Below are 22,265 nucleotides of genomic sequence, written 5' to 3'. Positions count from 1 at the left end.
TCCGTAACGGTGGTGGGCCCCCTTGGCCAGCCTTCTCCTTATCGCTTTTCGCGCTCGCGGGAAAGCTGAAACCCCGTCGCAGGCCGTGGAAGCCCAGCCTGGCGCAGGCTTGTCAGGGGGCATCAGGTCTCGGCGATGGGGCGGTCGGGGTCCGGCGCGGCGAGAAATTGCGCTTTCGCGAGCGCCGCGAATCGTCCGCCGAGCCGCATCAGATCCTCGAAGCTGCCGGCCTCCACCACCCGTCCCCCCTCGAACACCAGGATACGATTGGCCGTGCGGATAGTGGCGAGGCGGTGGGCGATCACGAAAGTGGTGCGGTGCTTCATCACTTCGTCGAGGGCCGCCTGCACCTTCTGCTCGGTCGCGGCATCGAGCGCGCTGGTCGCTTCGTCCAGGATCAGGATGGGCGGGTTCTTCAACAGCGCGCGGGCGATGGACAGCCGCTGGCGCTCGCCGCCCGACAAGGCGCGGCCGCGCTCGCCCACCTTCGCCTTCAGCCCGTCGGGATGGCGCTCCACCAGTTCCAGCGCCTGGGCGCGGGACAAAGCGAGGCGCATGTCCTCCTCGCTCGCATCCGGCTTGCCCACCTTCAGGTTCTCCTCGATGGAGCGGTTGAACAGCAGCGGTTCCTGGAACACCACGCCGATCTGCCGACGCAGCGAGGAGAGCGTTACGTCGCGAATATCGGCGCCATCTATGAGCACGCGGCCCGATTGCGGATCGAACATGCGATGGAGAAGCGCGAGCGCGGTGGACTTGCCAGCCCCGGTGGTCCCCACCAGTGCCACCGTCTCTCCCGGGGCCGCATGGAGGCTCACATCCTGCAAGGCTGGGCGCTTGCCGTCATAGGAGAAGGACACGTCCTCGAACCGCACATCCCCTTTGACCGCCCCAAGGTCCGGCGCGCCCGGCCGGTCGCGCACCTGGCCCACCGTGTCCAGCACGCCGAAAAACTCAGCGAGCCCCGGCGCGTTCAAGACCAGCCGGTTCACGAAGGAGACGGTGTGGTCAAGCCGGCCGATCAGCATGGTGGCAAAGCCCACATAGGTCACGATCTCGCCGATGCTGGCGAGGCCGTTCACATGCAGCCAGGTCCCGATGAGCAGGATGGCGAGGATGGTCAGCGTGGTGGCGGCGCGGGTCGCCATGGAGACCAGCGCCCACCAGGACAGGACGGGGATCTGCGCCGCCAGGAGGCTATGGGCGGTGTCCCGCAGCCCGCTCACCTCCGCCTCGATGCGGGTGTAACTCTGGATCAGTGCCACATTGCCCAGTGCGTCGGTGGCATGCTCGGCCAGCGAGGAATGGTGGCGCTCCACATTGCGCTGCATGGCCTCGGTGCGGCGCATGACATAGCCGGTGACGAGGCCGAACACCGCCACCAGCACGATGAGCACGAGCCCGAGCCGCCAATTGATCCAGATGCCCACGGGCAGCAGCACCACGAGGGCCACCAACGCCGCGCAATCGTCGCGGAAGAAGGACAGCCACAGGCCCCACAGCGTGTCGGTGCCCTGGAGCATGATCTTCAGCAGCCGCCCGGAATGGGTCTCGCCATGAAAGGCGGCGGGTAATTGCAGGACATGCTCGAAATATTCGGTCAGCACGCCCAGGCGCCGGCGATGGGCGAGCCGGTCCGCATGCAGCGAGATCAGCACGCCCGCGCCGATGGAGAAAAGGCCGAACCCCGCCCAGGCGGCGAGCAGCGGTAAGAGGTCCGAGAAGCCCGGCGTCGCGCCGCTGCCCTGCGCCCCCGCCAGCGCATTGATGATGCGGCCGAACAGGATGGGCTCGGCGAACTGGGCCATGGCGAGGAGCAGGTTGCCGATGGCGAGCGCGACGCCCACCTTCGCCTGCGACCCCAGCAGGGCCAGGGCGCGCCCATAGATTCGTAACAAGCCGCCCATGATTGCCCCCGGCCCTACATCACCTTGTCCGCGATCATCTCGCCGATGGGCAAGGCGGAGGTGGCGGCGGGGGAGGGGGCGTTGCACACATGGAGCATGCGCGGCGTCTCCACGAACAGGAAGTCGTGCACGAGGCTCCCGTCCGGCATCACCGCCTGGGCGCGGATGCCGGCCTCGCAGGGGCCGAGATCTGAGGCTTCCAATTCCGGGCAATATTTGCGGCACTCGTCGAGATAACCGCCCTTGAACAGGGAATTGCGCAATTCCCGCGCGGTGGCGCCGGGATGCTTGGCGACCGTGCGCCAGAAGCCGGGGAAGGCTGCATAGTCGAGCACGTCGGGCAGCGAAATGGCGGTCTTGCGATAGCCCTCCCGCGCAAGGCCAACCACCGCGTTGGGGCCCACCGTTACCGAGCCATCGATCATGCGGGTGAGATGGATGCCGAGAAATGGCAAGGTGGGATCTGGCACCGGATAGATCAGGCTCTTGACCAAATCATTGAGGCGCGGCGGCAGGCGAAAATACTCGCCCCGGAAGGGCACGATACGATGGGTGATGGACAGCCCGGCGAGGCGCGCCAGCCGGTCCGACTGGAGCCCGGCGCAGGCCACGAGCTTGCGTGCGCGATAGGTCGTGCCGCCGGCCACCACCTCCACGCTTTCCGGGCCCTCGGTGATGGCGGTCACCTCAGCGGAGAGGCGCACCGTGCCGCCGGCCTTGGTGATCTTGTCGCCCATGGCATTGCAGACGCGCTTATAGTCCACGATGCCGGTGGTGGGTGCGAACAGGGCGCCGACCCCCCGGATGCGCGGTTCCCGGCGCTTCAGCTCGGCTGCGTCGAGCCGCTCCAGCGGTACGTTGTTGGCCACGGCACGTTCATAGAGGGCATCCATGCGGGCGACCTCGTCCGCGTTGGTGGCGACGATCATCTTGCCGCACACGTCGAAGGGGATGCCGTTCTCGGTGCAGAAATCCTTGGTGGCCTGCGCGCCCTTCCGGCACAGCTCCGCCTTGAAGCTGCCGGGAGCATAATAGATGCCGGCATGGATGACGCCGCTATTGTGGCCGGTCTGGTGGCGGGCGAGGCGGTCTTCCTTCTCGATCAGCAGGATGCCGGCATCGGGGCGGCGGGTTGAGATCTGGAGCGCGGTGGCAAGGCCCACAATGCCACCGCCGATGATGATGAAATCGTAGGTCATCCGCTCTCCAAGCCCTGCGTGCGCCTGGGCGCCGACGCCCGCCGATGCGCGGGCATCGGGAGCCAGTTGTCTACGGGTTTAGACCGGGGTCGGATCGGCAGGCAATGGCGAGCAGGGTCGTTGGATGTCCGCCGTCTTTCTTCCGCATGGTGGGAGGACAATCATGTTCCATGACCTGCCGGATTCGCCCATGACCCACTCTCCCGCTCCTTCCGTCCCCCCACCGGCGCGCCTCGTCCTGGAGCGGACCGACCTGGAGCGGGCCGCGTCTGCCGGGCTCGTGGAGGCGGAGAGGGTGGAGGCGCTCTGGGCGTTCCTGGCGCAGGGGCGCGCGCAGTCGGAAGAAGCACGCTTCAGCTTCGGCCACACCCTCTATTATTTCGGCGGTCTCCTGGCCATTTCGGCCATGAGCCTGTTCATGACCTTAAGCTGGGATGTCCTGGGGCCATGGGGCATCGCGGTGCTCGCCGTGCTCTACGCCATGGTGGCCTGGACGTCGGCGGAAATGCTGGCGCGGAGGGGCTTTTCCATCCCGGCCGGCATCCTGGCGGCGCTGGCGGTCTTCCTGGTGCCGCTCGCCACCTGGTCGGCCCAGCATGCGCTGGGGCTCTGGCCCGAGATGGACGGCGCCATTTCCGGGACGCGGTTCAACCAGTATCACAAATGGATCGATGCCCGCTGGCTGACGCTGGAACTGGCGACGCTGCTCGCCGGCGGCCTGGCGCTTTGGCGCCTGAGGCTCCCCTTCCTGGTGCTGCCGGTGGCGCTCACGCTCTGGTATATGAGCATGGATCTTGCCCGCTGGCCCGCGGGGACCGACCCATGGGACCTCGACCATGCGCGCCATGTCTCGCTGGTGTTCGGCTTGGCCATGTGCGTGGCTGGCGGGGTGCTGGATGGTCTGCGCCACCGGCGGGGCGGGCCGGACTTCGCCACCTGGCTCTACCTGTTCGGCGCTGTGGCCGCTTGGGGGGCCCTGACCGCGAGCGACAGCGGCTCGGAGGCGGCTCGGCTGGGCTATGCCCTGTTCAACGGCGTGCTGGTGCTGTTTGGGGCCGTTATCGGCCGGCGGATCTTCACCATTCTCGGCGCCATCGGCGTGGCACTCTATCTCGGCCACCTATCCTTCGAGTTGTTCCGGGACAGTCTGCTGTTCCCCCTCGCCTTGTCCGCCATCGGACTGGCCATGGTGGGGGCCGGCCTGTTCTGGCAGCGCCATGAGGCGGCCATCCACCAGCGCCTCCGCGGGCTCGTTTCCCGCGCCGAATGAACGGGGCGGCGGTCGTTGACGCTTCAGGCCGCGTCCCCCATATTAAACGCGACCTTGAATAGGTTTCGAGGTGAGAAGGCCCTTCTCACGCACCGACTGTGTGGTCGGTAAAGTAGCCGCTCGCGGCGAAGAGATGCAGGAGTGCGGTTGGCCGAGGCTGCCGCCTGAAAACTGGGACCCTGCCGAAGATTGTTCAAGGCTTCGAAGGCCCGCCCTCACCGGCGGGCCTTATGATTTGCGGCGCGTATTCAGAACCGTGCCCTTCTGGCGCCTCTGATCGATCCTGGATTGCGTCACCGTATAGAAGCTGGCGACGTGATACCTGCCGTCATCATCCGGTTCGATGACGATCGCAACCAAGAGGCCTGCCGGGCCGGGCACCCGCCGGATGAGTTCGATCTTTCCCCGATTTCGGAAATCATCGCCCATGTAAGACGGGTCCTTGATGACCAGCCCCACATGGGCGAGGTGTGCCGCGAAGTCACCAGGATGCCGGTTATAGACGTGCTTTTGTGCGCCAACCGTCAGCACCGCGTTGCCCGGCTCCAACTCAAGTCCGAGTGTCGCGTTGATCTCCTCCACCGGGAGGGGGCCAAGATCAATCTCCCGAAATGCGAAGAGTGCAGACGACATCTTGCCTGCATAGCTTACGCTGCGCGGCCTCGACTAGATGCAATCCGATTGTACTGCAATCGAAGGGCGCACGTTCCTACGCGCGCCCGCGCTGCGATTTACCCACTGACGGATCGCGCCCTCAGACGTCCACGCTCGCCTTAAGCGCGTTCTCCTGGATGAAGTCGCGGCGGGGCTCAACCAGGTCGCCCATGAGGCGGTTGAAGAGGTCGTCCGCCTCGTCCACTTCCTTCACCCGCACCTGCAGCAGGGAGCGGGCGTTCACGTCCAGGGTGGTCTCCCAGAGCTGGCCGGGATTCATCTCGCCCAACCCTTTGTAGCGCTGGAGCGAGAGGCCCTTGCGGCCGGCATCGGTAACGGCGTCGAACAGGTCCACCGCGCCGAACAGGCGGGTGTCGTCGGCGCGGCGGCGCAGCAGAGTCTCGCCCTCGAACACGCCGGCCAGCTCGCCGGCCAGATTGTCCAGGCGCCGGGCGTCGGGGGAGGTGAGGAAGGTGTTGTCGAGGACGTTGGTCTCCAGCACGCCGCGCACGGTGCGCGAGAAGCGCATGCCGGCTTCGTCCAGCGTGCCGGTCCACCCGCGCTCCGTCTCTTCCGACAGGGCATCGAGCCGAGCGGCGGTGCGGGCGGCGGCCGCAGCGGCGGCGTTCAGATCGTCCAGCAGGTTGGGGGCCAGCGCCCCGGCCAGCGCCGCCTGCTCGGCCACCGCGCGATTATAGCGCGGATGCAGTGCGCCGAGCGCGCCGCGCATCTGCCGGCTGGTCTCCACCACCGCGCCAAGGTCCGCGCCCGTGCGGACCTCGCCGGAGGCCAGCCGCAGCGCCGCATCGTCGAGGCCCACCGCGATGAGATAGTCCTCCAGTGCCCGCTCGTCCTTGATGTAGCTCTCCGACTTGCCGCGCGTCACCTTGTAGAGCGGCGGCTGGGCGATGAAGAGATGGCCGCGCTCCACCAGTTCCGGCATCTGCCGGAAGAAGAAGGTGAGCAGCAAGGTGCGGATGTGGGAGCCGTCCACGTCCGCGTCGGTCATGATGATGATCTTGTGGTAGCGCAGCTTGTTGATATCGAAATCGTCGCGGCCGATGCCGGTGCCGAGCGCGGTGATCAGCGTGCCGATCTGATCGGAGCCGAGCATCTTGTCGAAGCGCGCCCGCTCCACGTTCAGGATCTTGCCGCGCAAAGGCAGGATGGCCTGGAAAGCGCGGTCGCGGCCCTGCTTGGCCGAGCCACCGGCCGAGTCACCCTCGACGATGAATAGTTCGGACTTGGCTGGATCGCGCTCCTGGCAGTCGGCGAGTTTGCCGGGCAGGGAGGCGATGTCGAGCGGGTTTTTGCGGCGGGTGAGTTCCCGGGCCCGGCGGGCGGCCTCGCGGGCGGCGGCGGCTTCCACCACCTTGCCCACCACGGCCTTGGCCTCGGAGGGGTTTTCCTCAAGCCAGGTGCTCAGCGCCTCGGACACCAGCGATTCAACCACCGGCCGCACTTCGGACGAAACCAGCTTGTCCTTGGTCTGGGACGAGAATTTCGGGTCCGGCACCTTCACCGAGAGTACGGCGGTCAGGCCCTCCCGGCAGTCTTCGCCCGAAAGCGAGACCTTCTCCTTCTTGGAGATGCCCGAGGCGTCCGAATAGGACATAACCTGCCGCGTGAGCGCGGCGGCAAAGCCGGTGAAGTGGGTGCCGCGATCCCGCTGGGGGATGTTGTTGGTGAAGCAGAGCACGTTCTCGTGGTAGCCGTCATTCCACGACAGCGCGGCTTCCACGGTGATGCCGTCCCGCTCCGAGCGGATGACGATGGGCTTGGCCAGCACCGCCTGCTTGTTGCGGTCGAGATAGCGTACGAAGGCTTCGACGCCGCCCTCGTACATGAGCTCCTCGACCTTGACCTCTGGCGTGCGCGCATCGGTCAGCACGATGCGCACCCCGGAATTCAGGAAGGCCAACTCACGCAGCCGGTGCTCCAGCGTCGCATAGTTGAATTCGATGTGGGTGAAGGTTTCCGGGCTCGGCAGGAAGGTGACCTTGGTGCCGCGCTTGCCCTCGGGGGCGGGGCCGACCACCTTGAGCGGGGCTTCTGCATCGCCGTGGCGGAAGCGCATGTAATGCTCCTTGCCATCCCGCCAGATGGTCAGGTCCAGCGTGGTGGAGAGCGCATTCACCACCGAGACGCCGACGCCGTGGAGGCCGCCGGAGACCTTGTAGGAATTCTGGTTGAACTTACCGCCCGCATGGAGCTGGGTCATGATGACCTCGGCGGCGGAGACCCCTTCCTCCGGGTGGAGGTCGGTGGGGATGCCGCGCCCGTCATCGGTGACGGTGACCGAGCCATCCGCGTTCAATGTGACGGTGACTTCCTTGGCATAGCCGGCCAGCGCCTCGTCGATGGCGTTGTCCACCACCTCATACACCATGTGGTGCAGGCCGGAGCCGTCGTCCGTGTCACCGATATACATGCCCGGGCGCTTGCGCACGGCGTCCAGCCCCTTGAGGACCTGGATGGATTGTGCCCCGTATTCCTCGGGGGACGCCGCGCTTGCGGGTTCGGCCATGATGCTGTCTCGAATCGTTGGAACGCTTGAATCTCTTTTACCGCAAAGACGCGGTTATTTGGTGGCAACCGCAACCGCCGCGCCCGCCATGGCGCCGCCGCAGATCCGATTGAGCCACCGCATGGCGCGGGCCGAGGCCACGAAGCGCCGCGCCCGGTCCGCCAGGACCACATAGGCCGCGAAAACGCCCGCGAGCACCACCAGAATCACCGCGCTCATCTCCAGGAAGCCCAGCAGCGACAGGCGGTTGAGATCAACCAGCGTCGGCAGCAAGGCGAGGTAGAAGGCCATGGTCTTTGGATTGCCGAAGGAGACCGCAAGTCCCGCGCCGAACAGGCGGGCCCCGTCGACGCCCTCATTGGGGGCGGCAAAGTCCGGGGCTGCGGGACGCGCCGTCCACAGCCGATAGGCCATGTAGAGCAGATAGGCGGCGCCGGCGAGGCGCACCAGCACGAACAGGCTGCCAAGCGTCGCGGCGAGTGCGGCCATGCCGAGGGCGGCTGCCGCCAGCCACATGACATCGCCTACCGCGAGGCCGGCAATGAAGGCGGCGGAGCCGGAACGCCCGCGGGCCAGCGTGCGCGCCACGATGGCCACCACGGCGGGACCCGGAGACATGGCCGCCAGCGTCAGTATCCCTGCGAAGAAAGCGAGGGTGCCAAAATCCATGCCCCCCGTGTGCGCGCATGCGCACGCGAGGTCAAGCCCTGCGGGCGCGGGACTGCCGCACCGGCAGGGCTTTTCCCGCGATGGACGCCGGAATTACCGTTCGATGGCCGCGGGGGCGTGGGTACCAGCTCCGATGGCCTGCATGTGGCTGTGCAGGGACAGCCGGTCGAGGCTCCGCAGCGGCAGGGCGGCGAAGGCAAGGACGCGGTTGCGGATATGATGGAAGACGGTCTCGAAGGCCCGTTCGTGATCGATGGGCGAGCCGTCCACATGCTCGGCGTCCTCGATGCTCCAATGGGCGGTAAGGGGCATTCCCGGCCATTCCGGCATCGGCTCACCCGCGGACTCGTCACAAAGCGTGAAGACGAAATCCAGTTCCGGGGCATCCGGGCCGGTGAAGTCCGAGAGCGGCTTGGGCTGGAGGCCGGCGACAGGGACGTCCTCGGCCACCAGCGTCTCGATCGCATAGGGATCTGCCTGGTGCGCCGGGTTCACGCCGGCGGAATAGGCGGTGAAATGGCCGCTGGCTTCCTGCCGCAGGATCGCTTCCGCGATGAGGGAGCGACCCGCATTGGTGTTGCAGATGAACAGCACAGTGTAGGGCGCAACGGCCTCGGCTCCGGTCATATCCCCCTCCGACACACTGCGGCGCACGGCCGCCTTGGGGGAGACTTCCCACATGGAACCTGACGAAGGTGTGACAGTCCCCCGGCCTCGACCGGGCCGGTGTCAAATTACATCACATAGACGCGAGTGCCGAGCGGAACGCGCTCGTAGAGGTCGATAATGTCCTGGTTCAGCAGGCGGATGCAGCCCGAGGAGACCTGCTCGCCAATGCTCCACGGCTCAATGGTGCCATGCAGGCGGAACATGGTGTCCCGGTCGCCGTCATAAAGGTAGAGCGCGCGCGGACCGAGGGGGTTGGTCTCGCCGCCCGGCATGCCGCTGGCATAGGGGCCGTAGCGCTCCGGCTGGAGGCGGATCATGTTCGCCGTGGGGGTCCAGCTCGGCCACTTCTCCTTACGCTTGATGGTCGCCCATCCGCGATAGGAATAGCCCTGCTTGCCGACGCCAACGCCATAGCGGATCGCCTTGCCGCCGGGCTGCACCAGATAGAGGAAGCGCTCTTCCACGTTCACGACGATGGTGCCGGGCGGATAATTGCCGCTGAAAGGCACTTCCTGGCGCAGATACTTCGGGTCGATCTCGGCGACGTTGACCGCGTCCACCTCGAAGGGCTCCCCCGGCACGGGGCCGTACATGGAAACCTGGGTGGTGAGCGGCTGACGGCCGTCTGTCTGGCACGCGGCCAGAATGAGAGGTGTTCCGAGAACCAGCAGGCGGCGGCTGATCTTCGCGGCGGGAAGGCTGTCGCTGGACATGGAACCCCGGTTCGTCGATGCGAATCGCTTAACCATGCGTAGCATGTGCCGGTTCCCGGCTGGTTGCAGCCCGGCCACACCCGTTGAAAATGCACGCTCGCGCGCCTGTGATTGCGGCGCGTCAAGGCGCGTCGCGGGGATTGCGGCGTGCGCCGTCAGGCGCGCTCGGCCACGACGCCGCCGGGATGGACCGCAAAGCGCTCCGCACCCTCCAGGCCGGCAAAGGCGGCGGGATCGGCCCCGGTCATCCAGACCTGTCCGTTCAGCCGGGCGAGCGCCTCGAACAGGCCGGCGCGGCGCGGGCCGTCCAGATAGGCCACGACGTCGTCCAGGAGCACCACCGGCGCATAGCCCTGCATGGCCGCGACGAGCCGCGCATGGGACAAAGCAAGGCCGATGAGAAGGGACTTCTGTTCGCCCGTGGAGCAGCGGGCGGCGGGCAGGTCCTTGGGCCCGTGGGTCACCGCAAGGTCGCACAGATGCGGGCCTTCCAGCGTGCGTCCTGCCGCCCGGTCGCGGGGGCGCATCTCCCGGAGGCGGGCGCGGTAGCGGTCCTCCACCTCCACGGCCGGGGCCGCGCGCAGCGCATCCTCGATCTGCCCGTCCAGGGCGATGCGGGCGAAGGGGAAGGGGGAAGCCTCGTCGAGCCCGGCGGCGATCTCCTCCGCCAGCCGGTCCACGGTCTCAAGACGGGCGGCTGAAACCGCGATGGCCAATTCCGCCACCTCGTGCTCCACCGCGCCGAGGAAGCGGTCATTGGCCCCCTCCTGAAGCAGGCGGTTGCGCGAGGCGAGCGCGCGCTCCAGCCCATTCACCCGGCTGCCATGGTGCGGGTCCACCGCCAGGACCAGACGGTCGAGAAAGCGCCGCCGGTCGGAGGGCGGGCCGGTGAACAGGCCGTCCATTTCCGGCGTCAGCCAGACCACCTTCACATGGTCGAGAAAGGATGTGGCGGAGGGCACCGGCTGCTGGTCGATCCGGTAGCGGCGGGTCGTGGCGCCTTCGCCGGGGGCATCCATGCCGGTGCCGAGCAGGACGTCTCCGAGCGCGCCCTCCACCTTGGCGGCCACCGCCCAGGCACCATCGCCCGCGCTGTTGGCCACCTCGTCGAGACGCGCACGGCGCAGGCCCCGTCCGGGAGACAGGAAGGAAATGGCTTCCAGCAGATTGGTCTTGCCGGCGCCGTTGGGCCCCGTGAGCACGATCGGCCCGTCGCCCGCCACCAGATGAGCGGAGGGATAGGAGCGGAACCGCGTCAGGGTGATGCGGTGGACGCCGGTGCGCCGATAGCCGGCCGGGCGAGGCCCGGGCGGGGGAGGGGGCGCTTCCGGCGCCAAAGGCGGCTGATCCGTTGTGCTCACACCCGCATGGGCATGAGCACGTAGAGCGCGTCGGTCTTGGTGCTGTCGCGCACCAAGGTGGGCGAGCCGGGGTCGGCCAGCTTCAGCTCGGCCGTGTCGCCTTCCAGCTGGGCCGTGATGTCCAGCAAATAGCGGCTGTTGAAGCCGATATCGAGGGCTTCCGATCCGTAGTCCACTTCCAGTTCCTCGGTGGCGCTGCCGGAATCGGGATTGGTGACGGACAGGACCAGCCGACCATCGGCGATGGAGAGCTTCACGGCCCGCCCGCGCTCGCTGGAGACGGTGGATACGCGGTCAACGGCGGCGGCGAAATCGGCCTTGTCCACCAGCAGCGTCTTGTCGTTGCCGGCGGGGATGACCCGGCCATAATCGGGGAAGGTGCCGTCGATGAGCTTGGAGGTGAGCACGATGGCCCCCACCGCCACGCGGATCTTGGTGGCGGACAGGGAGACGGTGACTTCCGCGTCCTTGTCTTCCAGCAGCTTCTGCACCTCGGCCACCGTCTTGCGCGGGATGATGACCCCCGGCAGGCCGGCGGATCCCTCGGGCGCCGGCAGCTCGGCCTGGGCGAGGCGATGGCCGTCGGTGGCCACCGCCCGCAGGCGCGCTTCGCCATTGGTCTCGGCCACGTGCAGGTAGATGCCGTTCAGATAATAACGGGTCTCTTCGGTGGAGATGGCGAACTGGGTCTTGTCCACCAGGCGCCGCAACTCGAAGGCTTTCAGCTTGAAGGAATGGGTGAACTCGCCCGCGGCGAGGTCCGGGAAGTCGGTCTCGGGCAAGGTCTGGAGAGTGAAGCGGGCGCGTCCGGCGCGCACCAGCAGCGAGCCGCGCTCGCCGCTCGCCTCGATTCCCACCTGCGAGCCCTCGGGCAGCTTGCGGACAATGTCATAGATGACGTGCGCGGGCACGGTGGTGGCACCATCCTGGCCGATCTCGGCGGCGATGGTCTCCACCACTTCCAGGTCGAGGTCCGTGGCCTTCAGCGAAAGGCCGGAACTGCCGGTGCGGATCAGCACGTTGGCGAGGATCGGGATGGTGTTGCGGCGCTCCACGACCCGGTGGACGTGGCTGAGCGACTTGAGCAGCTCGGCGCGTTCGACGGTGACCTTCATGGCCCTGATCCGTGACTCTCTGCTCGGGGAAACGGATGCGCGAGGCAGCGGCGCTCCCTCGGCCCCTCGTGCTCGTCGCTGACGAACCGGCGGGGCCGCCGACATTGCCGTCCGCAGTGCGGCAAAGCAAGGGCACGGCCCCCATTTCCCGAGGGTGTGGACGATTTTCCCCGCGTTCGCAGAGTTCCCAAACGAAAGCGCACCCTTGCGGGCGCGCGGAATGGGAGCCTCGCTCGGCCGCTGAGCGGCCGGCGCCTCACTCGTTGACGAGGCGCTTCAGGCTCTCGATCTCTTCTGCCAAGGCGCGGTCCGTGGCGATCAGGCCGTCGATCTTGCGCACCGCATGAAGCACGGTGGTGTGGTCGCGCCCGCCGAAGCGGCGGCCGATCTCCGGCAGGGAGCGCAGGGTGAGGACCTTGGCCAGATACATGGCGATCTGGCGCGGCTTCACCACGGTGGCGGTGCGGCGCTGGGACAGGAGGTCGGCGCGCGACACGTTGTAATGCTTGGACACCACACGCAGGATGTCATCCACCCGCACGCGCTTGGGGTCGTTGGGACGCACCAGGTCACGCACCGCATTCTCGGCCATTTCCATGGTCACCGGCTCGCCGGTGAGCTTGTTGGCCGCGAGCAGCTTGTTGAGGGCGCCATCAAGGTCACGCCCGCTCTGTCCGCCATTGCGGGACAGCAGTTCCAGAACCTGGGTGGGTACCGCAAAGCCCTTGTGCTGCTCGGCGAGCGCCTGGCAGCGCGACTTGAGGATCTGGTGGCGCAGGTCTTCTTCCAGCGGAGCAAGCTCCACCACGAGGCCGCCGGCAAGGCGCGAGCGCACCCGGTCGTCGAGGGCGTCCAGTTCGGACGGGGGACGATCGGCCGCCACCATCACCTGCCGTCCGGCATCCATCAGGGCGTTGAGGGTGTGGCAGAATTCCTGCTGCATGTTCTTGCCGGTCAGGAATTGCAGATCATCGATGAGCAGCGTGTCGATGCTGCGCAGCGCATCCTTGAAGGCGATCGCCGCATGGGTCTTCAGGGCGGCCACGAAGCCGTACATGAAGCGCTCAGCGGTGAGGTAAACCACCCGGCGGCCGCGCGCGGCGCCAGCCCAGGCGGCGGCCTGGAGCAGGTGAGTCTTGCCGAGGCCGACGGCCGCATGAAGATAAAGCGGGTTGAAGATGGGGCCGGCCCCGGGCGCGGCCTCCGCCACCTGGCGGGCGGCGGCATGGGCCAGCGTGTTGGACTTGCCCACCACGAAGGTCTCGAAGGTGAAGCGGGCGTCGAGGGGCGAGCCCACCGTCATGTCGGAGGCGGCGGCGGAAGGGGAGGCGGCCGGAGTGCTGGCGACCGCCACGGGGCGCGGCTCCACGGCGCGCTCGACGATGACGGCGCGCGGCTCGTTGGCGGCCTTCAGCGGCAGCGGACGGGCAACGGCCGAGCGCACGGCCACGTCCACGCGGCGGGCCGAGCCGGTCTCGTCGCGCCACAGATCCGCGATGCGCTCCAGATAATGGTCCTGGATCCAGGCCTTCAGGAAGCGGGTGGGCACCGACAGGTGCACGCAATCCGCACTCACCTTGTCCAGCTCCAGGCGCGCGAACCAGCTGGTGTAGGATTCCTCACCGATTTCCTCGCGCAACCGGGCGCAGACCCGCTCCCACTGCTGGCTGAAGCTGGCAGTGGCCACGACGGCCCGGGGGGCCGGGCGGAATTGGGCGACGTCTACGGGTTCCGGTTTCAGCATAAGGGTCTTGGCCGCTTGGTGCGGCTCCCTGGTTGCGACGCGCTGCCGGCCGCGCCAAAGGCGCGCGGGCACATCAAGAGTTGGGGAATAGCGACGGGTGCGGGGCGCTCAGATGACGCCCATCGCGAGCTCCGCCGGTTCTGCCGCCGAAGGGCACTTGGTGTCGGGGACAAGCTTGGACACGCAGTGACACTCAGGATGTTTGCCGATGTCAGCACCAGTGTCAGAAGTCATAGCCGCCCCATACGCCACCGGTAAAGCCCGGGGCGCCTCCAAGTTGAGTTCAGAAAAAATATGAATATAACGTCAGCTCACCACCGTTGGACGATCATGTTGAGAATACGTCCAGCAAGCTGAGGTTGAATGTGATGCTCCCTGGAGCCCTTTTCTGCGGGGAGTGTGAATGCGGACACATGAAACACCCTCCCCTTCTTTAAAGAGCTGATAAATCAGGAGTCTTTTGTTGATGATCGGGTCCGTGCCCGGAGTGAGATTGAACATACACAGGCCTCGTGGAGGGTGCAACGGCTTTCCCCGCGGGGCTGAATTGTGGGGGAAAAGCGCCGCAGCGACATCTCGTGCAAGGGGTTTAAGTCAGCCGGCAAACCTCTGATGACACAATGAGATTCAATCCATTCCTGGACCCGGTTGGAGTGATTAGGATTCCAATCTCCCGGTGCTTAATTACCGTTAACCGAGGGACGCGAGGGATGACATTTTGGCTTGGCTGCTAACCTCCTCAGTCGCATCAGCTTTTCCTGTGCGGTTGAGGTGGCTCCATCCACAATGCGTCGGCTGTATGAATGGGGGGTGCACTTGACGACGTCGGCTGGAGAGGCAAGCCCCTTCAGTGCGGGTGCGATTCGGGTCCACACCCGCCGTCCCCTCCCGTCGAGATCCGTCCGACACCCCCCCGATCCGATCCAAACGGCAGAGATGCCGCCGGCCGGCTGGCCGGTGCCGCCCCCTTCGCGTGGCGAGTGAGGTGGAGCAAGCGATCTGTGCCTGTCGCACAGGCGACCGGGCGGAGCGGGACAGCGCGACGCCAACGAAAACGGGGCCCGGCAAGCCGGACCCCGTTCATGACCCTCAGCCTTCAAGATGAAGGCAGGTATTCCTCAGACGCTGAGCTTGGCGACCCGATGCGCAAGACGCGAAACCTTGCGGGCAGCGGTGTTCTTGTGCAGCACACCCTTGGTCACAGCGCGCATGATCTCGGGCTCGGCAGCCTTGAATGCCGCATTTGCATTGGCGACGTCGCCAGCGGAAATGGCGTCTTCGAGCTTGCGCAGGAAGGTGCGCACGCGAGAGCGGCGCGCGCGGTTGACTTCGGTGCGGCGCTCAATCTTGCGCGCCGCCTTCTTGGCGGAAGGCGTATTGGCCATCGGCCGTCCTTTACCTGTTATGTCGCAGGCAAATTCCAGCCGGGACCGGCAGGCGCGCTGCGATGAATGAATTCCAGTGCCGGCCGCTCACGCCGCCAGCGAAGTGCCGGGCTTATAAGGTCTGGCGGGTCTTGCGTCAACGGGGTCTTGCAGTGGCCCCGCCGCAGTCCGCTTGCTCTGGCCTTATATATAGTCGCTCCCGCGACGCCGTGCGCGCTGGACGATCGGTTCCCCCTCGCTTATCTGTCACCCACCTTGAGCATAGGTTGCCCTGCGAACAGACCGAGGGACAGAGGCATGAGCGAAGTGGCGGTGGCCGAGCGGCCCGTGACCGACAGTCTGGTGACAGTGTTCGGCGGTTCCGGCTTCCTGGGGCGCTATGTGGTGCGCGCGCTGGCCAAGCGCGGCTATCGCATCCGTGTGCCGGTGCGCCGTCCGGAACTGGCCGGCTTTCTCCAGCCGTTGGGCTATGTGGGCCAGATCCACGTGGTTCAGGCCAATGTGCGCTACCCCGACTCGGTCGCCCGTGCGGCCCAAGGGTCCGACGCGGTTCTGAACCTCACGGGCATCCTCGCCCCCAGCGGCCGCCAGACTTTCGAGGCTGTCCACGTTTTCGGCGCCAAGGCCATCGCCAAGGCTGCGGCGGGAGCGGGCGCCCGCCTTGTTCATGTGTCGGCCATCGGCGCCGACCCCAAGGCCGAATCCGAATATGCCGCCTCCAAAGGCGAGGGCGAGGCGCTGGTGCGGGCGACGGTTCCCGAGGCCGTCATCCTGCGCCCTTCCCTGGTGTTCGGTCCCGAGGACGAGTTCTTCAACCGATTCGCCTCCCTCTCCCGCTTCATGCCGGCTTTGCCGCTGATCGGCGGGGGCACCACGCGCTTCCAGCCGGTGTTCGTGGGCGATGTCGCCGCCGCGGCCCAGAGGGCTGTGGACGGCAAGGCGAAGCCCGGCGCCGTCTATGAGCTGGGTGGGCCGGAGGTGCGCACCTTCAAGGAATTGATGGAGCTGATGCTGCACGAGATCGGCAGCCATCGCGCCCTCGTCGACCTGCCTTTCGGCCTCGCCAGCTTCGCCGCCCGTTTCATGGAGGCGCTGCCCGCCCCCATGCTGACGCGCGACCAGGTGGAACTGCTGCGCCACGACAATGTGGTGAGCGACGCCGCCATCGCGGACGGGCGCACCCTGCAGGGGCTGGGCATCGCGGCCGCTTCCATGTCCTCCGTCCTGCCGAGCTATCTCTGGCGCTTCCGCAAGGCGGGGCAGTTCACCCGCGTGGAGACCTGAGGCACAGGACCGGCTAGAGTGAGCCGGCCGCGACAGGCGAGCGAGGAGGGGGGCGCCGAGGCGCCCCCACATGGTTTATGGGCATCGAAGTCAAGATCTGTGGCCTGAAGACGCCGGAGGCCCTGGAGGCCGCGCTGGAGGCCGGGGCCGATCTGGTCGGCTTCGTGCATTTTCCCAAGAGCCCCCGCCACCTCTCCTTGGCGCAGGCCACGGCCCTCACCCCCCTGGTGCGCGGCCGCGCCGCGACCGTGGCCTTGGTGGTGGACGCAGATGACCGCCTCCTCGCCGACATCGTCGCCACTTTCGCCCCCGACATCCTGCAATTGCACGGTCATGAGACCCCTGAGCGGGTGGCGCAGATCCGCGCGCGGTTCGCCCGCCCGGTGATGAAGGCGCTGCCCGTGTCAGAGGCCGCCGATCTTGCCCTTGTGCCTGACTATGCATCGGTCGCCGACCGCCTGCTGTTCGACGCCAAGCCGCCGCCTGATGCAGCGCTGCCGGGTGGAAACGGGCGTGTGTTCGACTGGAACCTGCTCAGCGCCCTTGACCCCGGCCGGCCCGTCATGCTTTCGGGAGGGCTCGATCCGTCCAATGTGTCGCAGGCTCTTGCACGCGTCCGAATGGATGGCGTGGACGTATCCTCCGGCGTGGAGACTGAGCCCGGCGTGAAGTCGCCGGAAAAGATCCACGCCTTCGTCCGCGCCGTGCGCGCGGGTGCCACTCCTTCGTCTCAGGTGGGAAGCCAAGTCTCGTGAATGCGCTGAATTCCTATCGCACCGGCCCCGATGACCGCGGCCATTTCGGCATTCATGGCGGCCGTTTTGTCGCCGAGACGCTGATGCCCCTCATCCTGCAACTGGAGCAGGCCTATGAGGACGCCAAGGTCGACCCCGCCTTCAAGGCGGAGATGGCGGGCTATCTCAGCCATTATGTGGGCCGGCCCTCGCCGCTTTATTATGCCGAGCGCCTGTCCGAGCATCTGGGTGGCGCCAAGATCTATCTGAAACGCGAGGAGCTGAACCACACCGGCTCCCACAAGGTGAACAACGTGCTCGGCCAGATCCTGCTCGCCCGCCGCATGGGCAAGGAGCGGATCATCGCCGAGACCGGCGCCGGCCAGCATGGCGTCGCCACCGCTACCTTGTGCGCCCGCTTCGGCCTGAAGTGCGTGGTCTATATGGGCGCGGTGGATGTGGAGCGGCAAAAGCCCAACGTGTTCCGCATGAACATGCTGGGCGCCACCGTGGTGCCCGTGACCTCCGGTTCGCGCACCCTGAAGGACGCCATGAACGAGGCGCTGCGCGACTGGGTGACCAACGTGCACGACACCTTCTATTGCATCGGCACGGTGGCCGGCCCCCATCCCTATCCGTCCATGGTGCGGGACTTCCAGTCCATCATCGGCCGCGAGACGCGCGAGCAACTCCTGGAAGCGGAAGGGCGTGGCCCGGACAGCCTGATCGCGGCGGTGGGCGGCGGCTCCAACGCCATCGGCCTGTTCCACGAGTTCCTGGATGACAAGGACGTGGAGATCTACGGCGTCGAGGCGGCCGGGCACGGCATTTCCAGCGGCCAGCATGCAGCCTCCATTTCCGGCGGCCGTCCCGGCGTGCTGCATGGCAACCGCACCTATCTGCTCATGGATGGCGACGGCCAGATCGCCGAGGCCCATTCCATCTCCGCCGGCCTCGATTATCCCGGTATCGGGCCGGAGCATTCCTGGCTGCATGATGTGGGTCGGGTGACCTACATTCCCTGCACCGACAGCGAGGCCCTGGAGGGCTTCCAGCTGCTCTCACGTCTGGAGGGCATCATTCCCGCCCTCGAATGCGCCCACGCCATCGGCAAGGTCATGGAGATCGCGCCGAAGAAGCCGAAGGACCACATCATGGTGGTCAATCTGTCCGGCCGGGGCGACAAGGACATCTTCACGGTAGCTGAGCATCTCGGGGGGCACTTATGAAGAAGGTCGCGTCCGCGTTCGTCCTGCTTGCCACCACCTCCGGCGCGGCCCTTGCGGCCCCGCAGGGGCTGGAACTGACAGCCGGAAAGGTGCTCACCGACCCGGCGGGCGCCTTTGTGAGCGTCCAGGTGAAGAATACCAGCACCATCGTGCTGGCGCAGATCGTTGTGACCTGCGAGTTCTTCACCGCCAAGAACAAGTCACTGGGCACATCCTACACCACCTTGTTCAGCACCGTGCCTGGCGTCACCGGGGCGGACCAGGTGCGCCTGATGGGGGCCACCTCGGCCACCACCGCCAAGTGCGCCATCACCAGCCCGGCGAACTGAGCCTCTCGTTCCCGCGCTCACGTTCCTGCGCTTCGTTCCCGCCCGGGACCGGCCAAAGACTGCGACCTTCCATGACCACGCGCATCTCCACCCGCTTCGCCGAACTCGCCCGCCTCGGGCGGCCGGGCCTCGTGACGTTCATCACCGCCGGCGATCCGGACTACGACACCTCGCTCTCCATCCTGAAGGCGCTGCCGGCGGCTGGAGCGGACGTGATCGAGGTGGGCGTGCCCTTCACCGATCCCATGGCGGATGGTCCGGCCATCCAGGCGGCCGGGCTGCGGGCGCTGAAGGCGGGGCAGACGCTGGCCCGCACGCTGGAACTGGTGCGGGAGTTCCGCGCGGGCGAACCGGCCACCCCCATTGTGCTGATGGGCTATTTCAACCCCATCTACATTTATGGCGTGCCCCGCTTCCTGGAGGATGCCAAGGCAGCCGGCGTAGACGGCCTCATCGTGGTCGACCTGCCGCCGGAAGAGGATGACGAACTCTGCCTGCCGGCCCTGGCCGCGGGCCTGGACTTCATCCGCCTCGCGACCCCCACCACAGACGACAAGCGCCTGCCGACGGTGCTCGCCCATACGGCGGGCTTTGTCTATTACGTGTCCATCACCGGCATCACCGGCTCGGCCACGCCCGATGCCAATCTGGTGTCGCAGGCCGTGACGCGCATCAAGGGTCACACCGACCTGCCGGTGGCGGTGGGCTTCGGCGTGAAGACGCCCGAACAGGCGGCCGCCATCGCGGCCGGTGCCGATGCGGTGGTGGTCGGTTCGGCCCTGGTTGAGGCGGTGCGCACCTCGCTCGACAGCGAAGGCAAGGCCACGGCGTCCACCCAGCCGTCCGTCGAGCGCCTGGTGCGCGACCTCTCTGCCGCCGTGCGCGGCGTGCGGCGCGCCGCGGCGGAGTAGGCTGCCGAAGGCAATTTACCGTTCCGATCCATAAAAAAGCCCGGCGCGCAGCCGGGCTTTTTCGTTCGAGGGTGTCGGCAGGGCCCCTCAGGCCCATTCGCCTTTGCGGAACACGGGCACGCGGCTGCCGTCCGCGGCAATGCCGTCAATGTCGATCTCGCCCGAGCCGATCATCCAGTCGATATGGATGAGGCTCTTATTGCCACCCTTGGCCGCAATCTCCTCGGGGGTCAGGGTGGCACCGTCCAGGAAGCACTTGGCGTAGCACTGGCCGAGCGCGATATGGCAGGCGGCGTTTTCGTCGAACAGGGTATTGTAGAACAACAGCCCGCTCTTTGAGATGGGCGAGGAATGGGGCACGAGCGCCACTTCGCCCAGGCGCCTTGCGCCGGCATCGGTGTCCAGCACCTTGTTGAGCACCGTCTCGCCCTTGCTGGCCTTGGCCTCCACGATGCGCCCGCCCTCGAAGCGCACGGAAATGTCGTCGATCAGCGTGCCCTGGTAGGATAGGGGCTTGGTGGACGAGACGTGTCCCTCCACGCGGAAGGCGTGGGGCGTGGTGAACACCTCTTCGGTTGGAATATTGGCGTTGCAGATGACGCCGTTCTTGGCCTGCGAGGCGCCACCCTGCCATTCGTGGTCGTCGGCGAGGCCCACGACGAGGTCGGTGCCGGGACCCTTGAAGTGGAGGGCCTGGAAGCGATGGGCATTGAGCCAGCCGGTGCGGGCGCGCAGGGCGGCATTGTGGGCATCCCAGGCGGCGACCGGATCATCCAGGTCCACGCGGGAGGCGGCGAAGATGGCATCGGCGAGCTTCGCCACAGCCACGTCCTCCGCATCGTCGGGGAAGACAAGCTTGGCCCAGGAGGTGCCGGGGAAGGCGACAATGCTCCAATTGATGTCGAAGCCAGCGATCTTCTCCAAAGCCGGCTGGTAGGCGATGGAATTGGCCTTGTTGGCGCGCGCCACCTTGGCGGGGTCCTCACCCGCCAGCAGCATGGGATTGTCGCCGACAATGGCAAGGCGCGCCGTATTGGCGGAAAAAGCCTTGGCGACGCCGTCATAGAGCCAAGTGGGTGCACGATCGAAACTGGCGTCCGGCGCATTGCGATAGCGCGCCAGGGCGATTTCTTCGTCCGAAAGGATGGGGGTCACGAGGCCGGCACCGGCCTTGTAGGCGTGCTCGGCAATGCGCCGCACCAAAGGCAGGGCACCCACGGGGGCCGTCAGGAAAAGATCCTGGCCCGGCTGCAGCGCCAGACCCACCCGGACCGCCACCTCGGCCAGCCGGTCGAGCTTCACCGGGTCAATGGCGGCGGCGATGTTGCGTTGATGCGTGGTCATGGGAGGACGTCCGCTTCCTGTTACACCTTCAACATAGGAGGTGCGGCGCATCCTGCCAGCAGACAAGGCGTCGCCCTTGAGCGAATTAGCCGACTAAAAAGCCGGCAAAATTTGGTCAGGAAGCGGCGCGGCGAGGAACGCCGCGCCCCGTCGCCCTCACAGCCCCTCGAACAGGGCCGTGGAGAGATAGCGCTCCGCAAAAGAGGGGACGATGGCGACGATGGTCTTGCCGGCCATGTCCGGGCGGGCGCCGATTTCCAGCGCTGCAGCTATGGCTGCGCCAGAGGAGATGCCGCCGGGAATGCCCTCATAGCGGGCGAGTGCGCGGGCGGTGTCGAAGGCGGTCTGGTTGCCCACCGTCACCACCTCGTCGATCACCGCGCGGTCCAGGACCTCCGGCACGAAGCCCGCACCGATGCCCTGGATCTTGTGCGGGCCGGGCGCGCCGCCGGACAGCACCGGGCTGTCCTCGGGCTCCACCGCCACCATGCGCAGCGAGGCCTTTCGGGGTTTCAGCACCTGGCCAATGCCGGTGATGGTACCACCCGTGCCGACGCCCGAGACCACCACGTCCACCTTGCCTTCGGTGTCGTTCCAGATCTCCTCTGCCGTGGTGCGGCGATGGATGGCGGGATTGGCCTTGTTCTTGAACTGCTGGGGCATCACCGCCTTGGGGAGGTCGCGCACCAGTTCCTCGGCGCGGGCGACGGCGCCCTTCATGCCGAGATTGGCGGGCGTGAGCACCAGCTCGGCGCCGAGCAGCGCCAGCATCTTCCGGCGCTCCACCGACATGGATTCGGGCATCACCAGGATCAGCCGCAGACCGCGGGCGGCGGCCACGAAGGCGAGCGCGATGCCGGTATTGCCGGAGGTGGGTTCCACCAGCACCGTGTCGGGATGCAGCACGCCGGCCTCTTCCATGGCGGCAACCATGGCGACGCCGATGCGGTCCTTCACGCTGGAAATGGGGTTGAAGAATTCCAGCTTGGCGAGGATCTCGGCCTTCACGCCGCGCAGCTCGGGCAGCCGGTGCAGCCGCACCAGCGGCGTGTTGCCGATGGTCTCGATGATGGAATCATAGACCCGGCCCCGTCCGGGGCGGACGCCTTCCACGGGCGTCAACTTGGCTGGGTTTTCTGCCATGGACTTTCTCCCAGGTGATGCGGGTGCCTTTTGCGGGCATCCTGACCGGGCGCCCGGATGCCGACGATGGGCCGGATG

19 protein-coding genes are annotated in these 22,265 nt (G+C 66.9%); 6 read left to right on the top strand and 13 right to left on the bottom strand.

The features are described 5' to 3' along the window. Positions 1-122: 122 nt before the first annotated feature. Both PV781_RS14215 and lhgO read right to left on the bottom strand, forming a co-directional pair. The gene (locus tag PV781_RS14215; RefSeq protein ID WP_274776286.1) at positions 123-1,907 is read right to left on the bottom strand and encodes a glucan ABC transporter ATP-binding protein/ permease; all 1,785 of its coding nucleotides are present in this window, start codon (positions 1,905-1,907) and stop codon (positions 123-125) included. Positions 1,908-1,921: 14 nt separating this feature from the next. Next, entirely contained in the window at positions 1,922-3,106 is a 1,185-nt protein-coding gene (lhgO, locus tag PV781_RS14210) for an L-2-hydroxyglutarate oxidase (RefSeq protein WP_274776285.1), read from the bottom strand. Positions 3,107-3,269: 163 nt separating this feature from the next. Between lhgO and PV781_RS14205 the strand changes: the two genes are divergently transcribed. Beyond that, a complete protein-coding gene (locus PV781_RS14205; protein ID WP_274776284.1) occupies positions 3,270-4,376 on the top strand; it encodes a hypothetical protein in 1,107 nt (368 codons plus the stop codon). A 228-nt stretch (positions 4,377-4,604) separates the two neighbouring features. On the opposite strand, the gene PV781_RS14200 is transcribed toward PV781_RS14205, so the two are convergent. The 9 genes from PV781_RS14200 to rpsT all read right to left on the bottom strand — a co-directional run bounded on the left by PV781_RS14200 (position 4,605) and on the right by rpsT (position 15,213). Continuing rightward, positions 4,605-5,009, bottom strand: a complete 405-nt coding sequence (locus PV781_RS14200; RefSeq protein ID WP_274776283.1) for a PBECR3 domain-containing polyvalent protein — start codon at positions 5,007-5,009, stop codon at positions 4,605-4,607. Between the two features lie 121 nt (positions 5,010-5,130). After that, a complete protein-coding gene (gyrB, locus tag PV781_RS14195; protein ID WP_274776282.1) occupies positions 5,131-7,557 on the bottom strand; it encodes a DNA topoisomerase (ATP-hydrolyzing) subunit B in 2,427 nt (808 codons plus the stop codon). A gap of 54 nt (positions 7,558-7,611) precedes the next feature. Then, entirely contained in the window at positions 7,612-8,226 is a 615-nt protein-coding gene (locus PV781_RS14190; protein ID WP_274776281.1) for a LysE family translocator, read from the bottom strand. A gap of 93 nt (positions 8,227-8,319) precedes the next feature. Continuing rightward, positions 8,320-8,853 carry an arsenate reductase ArsC gene (locus PV781_RS14185; protein ID WP_274776280.1) on the bottom strand — a complete coding sequence of 178 codons (534 nt, stop codon included), beginning with the start codon at positions 8,851-8,853 and terminating at the stop codon, positions 8,320-8,322. Between the two features lie 107 nt (positions 8,854-8,960). Beyond that, positions 8,961-9,608, bottom strand: coding sequence for a L,D-transpeptidase (locus tag PV781_RS14180; RefSeq protein ID WP_274776279.1), 648 nt, complete (start codon positions 9,606-9,608; stop codon positions 8,961-8,963). A gap of 155 nt (positions 9,609-9,763) precedes the next feature. Beyond that, positions 9,764-10,873, bottom strand: a complete 1,110-nt coding sequence (recF, locus tag PV781_RS14175) for a DNA replication/repair protein RecF (protein WP_425532405.1) — start codon at positions 10,871-10,873, stop codon at positions 9,764-9,766. A 92-nt stretch (positions 10,874-10,965) separates the two neighbouring features. Further along, complete coding sequence (dnaN, locus tag PV781_RS14170) at positions 10,966-12,084, bottom strand: DNA polymerase III subunit beta (RefSeq protein WP_274776278.1); 1,119 nt, start codon at positions 12,082-12,084, stop codon at positions 10,966-10,968. A 256-nt stretch (positions 12,085-12,340) separates the two neighbouring features. Then, positions 12,341-13,828 (bottom strand): chromosomal replication initiator protein DnaA, encoded by a 1,488-nt coding sequence (gene dnaA / locus PV781_RS14165; protein WP_274776277.1) that lies wholly within the window; start codon positions 13,826-13,828, stop codon positions 12,341-12,343. A gap of 1,118 nt (positions 13,829-14,946) precedes the next feature. Beyond that, a complete protein-coding gene (rpsT, locus tag PV781_RS14160; protein ID WP_274776276.1) occupies positions 14,947-15,213 on the bottom strand; it encodes a 30S ribosomal protein S20 in 267 nt (88 codons plus the stop codon). A 297-nt stretch (positions 15,214-15,510) separates the two neighbouring features. On the opposite strand from rpsT, the gene PV781_RS14155 reads away from it, so the two are divergent. The 5 genes from PV781_RS14155 (at position 15,511) to trpA (ending at position 19,700) form a co-directional block, all read left to right on the top strand. Further along, positions 15,511-16,497 (top strand): complex I NDUFA9 subunit family protein, encoded by a 987-nt coding sequence (locus tag PV781_RS14155; RefSeq protein ID WP_274776275.1) that lies wholly within the window; start codon positions 15,511-15,513, stop codon positions 16,495-16,497. Between the two features lie 77 nt (positions 16,498-16,574). Then, positions 16,575-17,252, top strand: a complete 678-nt coding sequence (locus PV781_RS14150; RefSeq protein WP_274776274.1) for a phosphoribosylanthranilate isomerase — start codon at positions 16,575-16,577, stop codon at positions 17,250-17,252. Further along, the gene (gene trpB, locus PV781_RS14145) at positions 17,249-18,460 is read left to right on the top strand and encodes a tryptophan synthase subunit beta (protein ID WP_274776273.1); all 1,212 of its coding nucleotides are present in this window, start codon (positions 17,249-17,251) and stop codon (positions 18,458-18,460) included. The genes PV781_RS14150 and trpB overlap by 4 nt, the downstream gene beginning before the upstream one ends. Further along, the gene (locus tag PV781_RS14140) at positions 18,457-18,789 is read left to right on the top strand and encodes a hypothetical protein (RefSeq protein WP_274776272.1); all 333 of its coding nucleotides are present in this window, start codon (positions 18,457-18,459) and stop codon (positions 18,787-18,789) included. Before trpB ends, PV781_RS14140 begins: the two co-directional genes overlap by 4 nt. Positions 18,790-18,860: 71 nt before the next feature. Further along, the gene (gene trpA / locus PV781_RS14135; RefSeq protein ID WP_274776271.1) at positions 18,861-19,700 is read left to right on the top strand and encodes a tryptophan synthase subunit alpha; all 840 of its coding nucleotides are present in this window, start codon (positions 18,861-18,863) and stop codon (positions 19,698-19,700) included. A gap of 87 nt (positions 19,701-19,787) precedes the next feature. Here the strand turns inward: trpA and PV781_RS14130 are convergent, their stop codons facing one another. Next, entirely contained in the window at positions 19,788-21,044 is a 1,257-nt protein-coding gene (locus tag PV781_RS14130) for an aminopeptidase (protein WP_274776270.1), read from the bottom strand. Between the two features lie 156 nt (positions 21,045-21,200). Then, complete coding sequence (gene cysK / locus PV781_RS14125; RefSeq protein ID WP_274776269.1) at positions 21,201-22,187, bottom strand: cysteine synthase A; 987 nt, start codon at positions 22,185-22,187, stop codon at positions 21,201-21,203. Between the last annotated feature and the right edge of the window lie 78 nt (positions 22,188-22,265).

The sequence above is a fragment of the Aquabacter sediminis genome (assembly GCF_028863665.1).
In the GTDB taxonomy this organism is placed as follows: Bacteria; Pseudomonadota; Alphaproteobacteria; order Rhizobiales; family Xanthobacteraceae; genus L1I39.
This window is presented reverse-complemented; position numbering and strand designations above follow the sequence as displayed.